This window comes from Marinospirillum sp. (assembly GCF_014859565.1).
In genome coordinates this window covers 1-5,400 of the sequence record NZ_JACUUA010000214.1, presented here as the reverse complement: position 1 = coordinate 5,400, position 5,400 = coordinate 1, and the positions used below count along the sequence as shown (strand labels likewise).

Sequence of the window (5,400 nt, the reverse complement as noted above, 5' to 3'; positions counted from 1 at the left end):
CTCATTGCCGCGTCCATACAGCTGATGATAGTGGGCTATGAGAAATCCGGGCTAGATGACGCCAAGAACTTTAATATAAAGAGTAACAGGCAAGTGCATACCGATATTGAAGCCAGGCTGAAAAAACTCTCCAAGACCGAGCTGGTGCAACTGGTTGGTCATCTTTATGGCATGGATGACCAGATTGATGAGGTTATTGAGCGCCATCTGGCTGCAGGGGCTGTGAGTGAGCAAGGGCTGGAGGCCATATTGTTTCAACAGCTCGAACAACTGCGCAGGGATGATGATTTTATTGACTATCACTCTGGTTCGGCTTTTGCTCAGAGACTGGGTGCATTGCTGGGTGCATTGCTGGGTGATATTGCCCAATTGCTGGGTTCACGGGATCTGCAGCAGGCAATCAGGCTGACTGGAATCTTCATGGAACTGCACGAAGTGGTTCTGAACCGGGCTGATGATTCAGACGGTTATGTGGGGGATGTGTTTCGTGAGGCAGTGGATGTCTGGTTGGATCTGGCGGCAAAACTGCGCAGTCAGCAGCGGGATGCGGAAGACTGGGTTGAACGGGTGCTTTATTTTTTCAATCACAATGAGTATGGCATTTACGACAGCTTGTTGTCAGGCAGTGCAGGATTGCTGACGGAGCAGGAACTTCGGCATCTGGCCGGGTATTTTGAAGATGAAGCACGCAAGGCACTGGCAAGGCCAAAGAATTCACAGCAATACAATGCCGCTGCAGCTCGTGCACGTAATGGTCTGAATTCAGTGGCTGCCGCCTTGCAGGATATGGCTCTATACGAAACCAGCTATCTGCTGGAGTTTCCAGAGCCGAATTCCCATCAGTTGGAATCACTGATCCTGTTTGCGCTAGATATCGGTAACTGGCAGCGAGCCGATTACTGGCTGAAGCAGCCACAGTGGCAGCAGGATCAGCGCCGTCAGCACTCACTGTATTGTCTTTGGCTGCAGCGTCAGGGGCGTGTGGATGAGTTGAAGCAGGTGCTGCTGGAGGATTTTACCCGTCATCCAACTACGCTGTCCCTGGATGCCATCCTGCCCTTGGTTAATGAGCAGGAAAAACAGTCTATTACCCAACAAGTGGAAGCCTTGGATCGGCAGGCTACTGATCCGGCAACCCTGATCCAGTTGTTGCTAATGTTGGATCGTGTCGATACAGCAGCAGAAATTTTGCTGCTGCGGCACCAGTCACTGGAGCGCATCGGCTATACCACCCTGCTTGAGTGGATTGACATTTTTGAACAGCAGGATCAGCTGCTGGCACAGGTCATCTGCTACCGGGCGTTGTTGACGGATCTGTTGGCGCGGGGTTACAGCCGCGCCTACCATCATGGTGCTCGTTATTTTAACCGCCTGCTGCAGCTGGATCGGCAGGTGATAGATTACCGGCAACTGGGTAATGCCCAGACTTTTATCCGCCAGTTGCAGGATCAGCACGGACGTAAACGCAGTTTCTGGGTCGAGGCTGGGTATCCCAACAAGCCTGCCTGATAAAGGGCGGTGTCTTTTTGATTTTGTATATACATTTTTATGGTTAAAGGATATGCGAGATCAAATTCTTTGGTTTTCGTTTGACAGGTAGGAAAGGTTGGCTTAGTGTTTGTATATACAGATGCAAAAGGATAGGCAATGAAACTCTTCATCAGTGATCCGGTACGTGAAAAGCTGGCTTCCAAGCATGGTGTCACAGAAGCTGAAATACGGCAGTGCTTTGAGAACAGGGAAGGCCGTTTGCTGGAGGATACCCGTGAAGATCACCAGACTAACCCACCTACACAGTGGTTCATTTCTTACACCAATCGTCAGCGAAAGCTGAAAGTGGTTTTTGTTGTCAAGGATGGTGTTATCTACCTCAAGACGGCTTATGAGCCGAATCAGGCAGAATTAAGCATTTATAGCCGTCATGGTTGAATCCGATCATAAGGAGAAGGGCGTTATGCAATTTACAGATCAAGACATAAGCGTGTGGGAAAAGGGTGAGCTTGGCGCGAGTGAAGAACACGTTCGGGTGTCCTCAACTGACCAGGAGCTGGTGCTTGATGACGCCTTGGGTATGCAGCACATTTCCATTCGTTTGCAAAAAAAGCTGATTGCCGATTTGAAGCGGGTGGCAGGCCATCATGGTATTGGTTACCAACCCATGGTGCGTGATCTGCTGAATCGATTTGTTCAGGCTGAGCTGAAAGTGATCCTGCAAGAAGAGCTCAGAAATCTGGAGCTACAGGAGCAAGAATCTCGTGCTGAAAGCACTGCCCCTGTTAATCAGTTCATGGAGCATCGCAGGCAGGCATGATGCTGATGGTGCGGTAGTTTGCTGTTTCTGTATCCTGCGAAAACTGACTGAAGCCCTGACACCTCAGGGTGCCGGGTTTTTTTGTGCCTGCTGGAAAAGGCAGCTTTTCACTGACTGGCTTCAAACCCACTCAGCAGCACATCTGCTGCACTTTCCCTTAAGGGCACCAGAGCCTGATAGGCTTCGGAGTCATGCCAGGCTTTGGCGGTGGTGATATCTGGAAAACGGATCACCACGATATTGGTGTAGGGGGTTTCTCCGGCAAAGGTGACTTCATTTTTGCCTCGGAACATCAGTTCGGCATTCCAGGGTTCCAGCGTGGCAGGCACTTTGTTGCAGTAGTCTGCCCAGAGATCTGAGTCTTTAATACGAATTTGTCCAACGATGTAGGCATGAGGCATTCTCTTGGTTCCTTTCTTAATTGCTTGGCATTGTGGCAGTTTTTATTCCGTTAATGAACGTCTGTTGAGTTTGCTGTTTCCCTACTGATGGCGCACAATGATGTTGTGCGTAAAACTTTAGAAAGGATTTCTGCTGATGGCTGTTGAATTCAGGGATAGGTGGCTTCAGGCATTTTACGAGCAGGATCAGAAACATAAAAAGATCCCTGCTGCTCTTGTGAATGCCTTGTTCAGGAAAATTCAGATTCTTGATGGGGCTACTCATGAATCTGATTTGAGAGCACCGCCTGGAAATCGTTTTGAGCATCTTCAGGGAAGTTTTTCCGGTTGGTGCTCCATTCGTGTCAATAAACAATACCGTTTGATTTTTCGTTGGGTAGATGGAACTGCACTGGATACCTATCTGGATCCCCACGCCTATAAAGGTTAGAAGGAGGATATGACGATGAGAAACACTAAGCGTCGGCCTGTGACTGTTGGTGAAATGCTGGTCGCTGAGTTTCTGGAGCCGATGAATATTGAAATCTGTCAGTTGGCAGATGCCATGGGGGTGCATAGAAACACCCTCAGTCGTATTGTGCATGATAAAGGCACACTGACTGCGCCGATGGCAATTAAGCTGGCGGCTGCACTGGGTAATACACCGGAGTTCTGGCTGAATATCCAACATGCGGTGGAGTTGTGGGATGTTCGCCACCAGGCTTATGAAAATGAGGCAAAGAATGTTCGTTGCCTGATATCTTCGTCAGTTACAGAGCAGGTTTCAACAGTCTGAAATATCAATACACCCCTATTCAATGCTTACCTCAGAGGCAGTCTGATGAATCACTTGTTTACCCCGTTTTCCTTGAAGGATGTGACGCTGCGTAATCGCATTGCGGTGCCGCCGATGTGTCAGTACAGCGCCGAAGCGGGTTTTACCAATGCCTGGCATTTGTCTCATTACGCCAGTCTGGCACGGGGTGGGGCTGGTCTGGTGATAGTGGAGGCTACGGCGGTATCACCGGAAGGTCGGATCACTCCGGCTTGTACCGGTTTGTGGCAGGATGAACAGCAGGAAGGTATGGCGGCGATAGCGCGTGAGATCAAGGCTGGTGGTGCAGTGCCGGGTATCCAGTTGGCTCATGCCGGTCGCAAGGCCAGCTCCAATCGCCCGTGGGAAGGAGATGATCATATTGCCAGTGATGATCCGCGTGGCTGGCAAACTCTGTCACCTTCGGCCAATCCTTTTGGTGGGAATCTGTGGAAGGAGCCACAGGCGATGACCCTGAGTGATATCCAGCGGGTGCAGGCAGATTTTGTGGCAGCGGCCATTCGTGCGCGGGATGCCGGTTTTGAGTGGCTGGAATTGCATTTTGCTCATGGTTATCTGGGGCAGAGTTTCTTTTCGGTTCATGCCAATCAGCGTAGTGATGAATATGGTGGTGATCTGGCTGGTCGTAGCCGTTTTTTGCTGGAAACCCTGCAAGCAGTACGCAAGGTGTGGCCGGAGCATCTGCCTTTGACTGCCCGTTTTGGTGTGATTGAGTTTGATGGTCGGGATGAGGAAGGTTTGCAGGAGTCAATTCAGTTAACCCGCTGGATGAAAGCCGAGGGGCTGGATTTTCTGAATGTCAGTGTTGGTTTTTCCACCCCGACAGCAAAAATCCCCTGGGGGCCGGCATTTCTGGCACCTTTTGCCGAGCAGGTAAAACGTGAGGCACAGTTGCCAGTGGCTTCATCCTGGTACATTGATACACCTCAACTGGCAGAGCAGGTGGTGGCTGCTGGTCAGATGGATCTGGTGATGGTGGGGCGGGCGCATCTGGTGAATCCCCACTGGACTTATGAAGCAGCCAAAGTCCTGGGTCAGCCGGATGCTGCCTGGGTGTTGCCTGCTCCCTATGCCCACTGGCTGGCGCGTTATAAACCCAGTCGTTGATTCAGTAGCTGTCTTCCAGTTCAAAAAGTTCTTCCAGCTGTTGCTGGTAGGGTCGAACGGCAGCTTTGCTGGCCGGGCTGATGCGCTCGGCCTGACGCATCATGCTCAGAGAGTCCTTGAGCATGGTTTCGTAAAGGGCTTTTTCTTCGGCGGGTATATCTCTGGATGCCCGCAGCTCCTTCAGTTGAGTTTCAATCATGGTTCGACTTTGTGGCTCTGCTTCCAAGGCGAGGGCTATGTAGGCCAGTGAAATCTGTTGACCCAGCAGTGACCAGTGTTCGACGTTTTTGAAACCGGCTTGTTGTACCCGCCGATTGAACTCGGTATAGAGTCCAACATCGCGCAGTTGCTGAATACCCTTGGCTCTCAGCTCATCCATACTGAGGTTGGTATTGGTAAATTCTTCTTCCGGTAGTTGATCCTGATGTTGATCCAGCCAGGCCTGAAGTTCTGCATAGGTTTTGATCCAGCGTTCAACGTCAACACGGGTCAGGTCGGCGGCATTAAGGGTGAAGGAAAACAGTGTGAACAGTAAGGCAGTAAGAAAACGCATGGCGGGTTTCCTGAATGCGTTGAGGAGGTTGTTTTGCTGTCCTTACACTAGAGGAGATGTCGCTGTTCGGCAATGGTTTTCTGTGTGACTTTGATCAAAAAACCATCAGTTTTGTTGGTTGGAGTCAGTGTTGCCAAGCGATCTTGCGCATCTTTGTGGTTGGTGTTGTAAGCTGTAAGGATTCAAGGGTCAAGCGGAGGTGTGTGATGCGTAT

At 50.5% G+C, this 5,400-nt stretch carries 8 protein-coding genes; 6 read left to right on the top strand and 2 right to left on the bottom strand.

The window, feature by feature from the left end; translation table 11 throughout:
* From IBX50_RS16760 to IBX50_RS16750, 3 genes are all read left to right on the top strand, one after another.
* Positions 1–1,509: DUF6880 family protein (locus tag IBX50_RS16760; RefSeq protein WP_292257444.1), on the top strand; the 1,509-nt coding region annotated here is incomplete at its 5' end.
* A 138-nt stretch (positions 1,510–1,647) separates the two neighbouring features.
* Positions 1,648–1,929, top strand: coding sequence for a DUF4258 domain-containing protein (locus IBX50_RS16755; protein ID WP_292257443.1), 282 nt, complete (start codon positions 1,648–1,650; stop codon positions 1,927–1,929).
* A 25-nt stretch (positions 1,930–1,954) separates the two neighbouring features.
* Positions 1,955–2,311, top strand: a complete 357-nt coding sequence (locus IBX50_RS16750; protein WP_292257442.1) for a hypothetical protein — start codon at positions 1,955–1,957, stop codon at positions 2,309–2,311.
* Between the two features lie 107 nt (positions 2,312–2,418).
* On the opposite strand, the gene IBX50_RS16745 is transcribed toward IBX50_RS16750, so the two are convergent.
* Positions 2,419–2,712 carry a DUF1330 domain-containing protein gene (locus tag IBX50_RS16745; RefSeq protein ID WP_292257441.1) on the bottom strand — a complete coding sequence of 98 codons (294 nt, stop codon included), beginning with the start codon at positions 2,710–2,712 and terminating at the stop codon, positions 2,419–2,421.
* A 136-nt stretch (positions 2,713–2,848) separates the two neighbouring features.
* Between IBX50_RS16745 and IBX50_RS16740 the strand changes: the two genes are divergently transcribed.
* The 3 genes from IBX50_RS16740 to IBX50_RS16730 are packed head-to-tail and all read left to right on the top strand — an operon-like array spanning position 2,849 to position 4,633.
* Entirely contained in the window at positions 2,849–3,142 is a 294-nt protein-coding gene (locus IBX50_RS16740; protein ID WP_292257440.1) for a type II toxin-antitoxin system RelE/ParE family toxin, read from the top strand.
* A gap of 15 nt (positions 3,143–3,157) precedes the next feature.
* Positions 3,158–3,487, top strand: coding sequence for a HigA family addiction module antitoxin (locus tag IBX50_RS16735; RefSeq protein ID WP_292257439.1), 330 nt, complete (start codon positions 3,158–3,160; stop codon positions 3,485–3,487).
* Between the two features lie 45 nt (positions 3,488–3,532).
* Positions 3,533–4,633, top strand: coding sequence for an NADH:flavin oxidoreductase/NADH oxidase (locus IBX50_RS16730; RefSeq protein WP_292257438.1), 1,101 nt, complete (start codon positions 3,533–3,535; stop codon positions 4,631–4,633).
* Between the two features lies 1 nt (position 4,634).
* Here the strand turns inward: IBX50_RS16730 and IBX50_RS16725 are convergent, their stop codons facing one another.
* Positions 4,635–5,186: a hypothetical protein gene (locus IBX50_RS16725; RefSeq protein ID WP_292257437.1), complete on the bottom strand. Its 552-nt coding sequence runs from the start codon at positions 5,184–5,186 to the stop codon at positions 4,635–4,637.
* Positions 5,187–5,400 lie beyond the last annotated feature (214 nt).

Excerpts from the sequence above, each read along its gene's own strand:
- IBX50_RS16755 (WP_292257443.1), top strand. The coding sequence starts at position 1,648 with ATGAAACTCTTCATCAGTGATCCGGTACGTGAAAAGCTGGCTTCCAAG.
- IBX50_RS16745 (WP_292257441.1), bottom strand. The coding sequence starts at position 2,712 with ATGCCTCATGCCTACATCGTTGGACAAATTCGTATTAAAGACTCAGAT.
- IBX50_RS16725 (WP_292257437.1), bottom strand. The coding sequence starts at position 5,186 with ATGCGTTTTCTTACTGCCTTACTGTTCACACTGTTTTCCTTCACCCTT.
- IBX50_RS16740 (WP_292257440.1), top strand. The coding sequence starts at position 2,849 with ATGGCTGTTGAATTCAGGGATAGGTGGCTTCAGGCATTTTACGAGCAG.
- IBX50_RS16730 (WP_292257438.1), top strand. The coding sequence starts at position 3,533 with ATGAATCACTTGTTTACCCCGTTTTCCTTGAAGGATGTGACGCTGCGT.
- IBX50_RS16735 (WP_292257439.1), top strand. The coding sequence starts at position 3,158 with ATGAGAAACACTAAGCGTCGGCCTGTGACTGTTGGTGAAATGCTGGTC.
- IBX50_RS16750 (WP_292257442.1), top strand. The coding sequence starts at position 1,955 with ATGCAATTTACAGATCAAGACATAAGCGTGTGGGAAAAGGGTGAGCTT.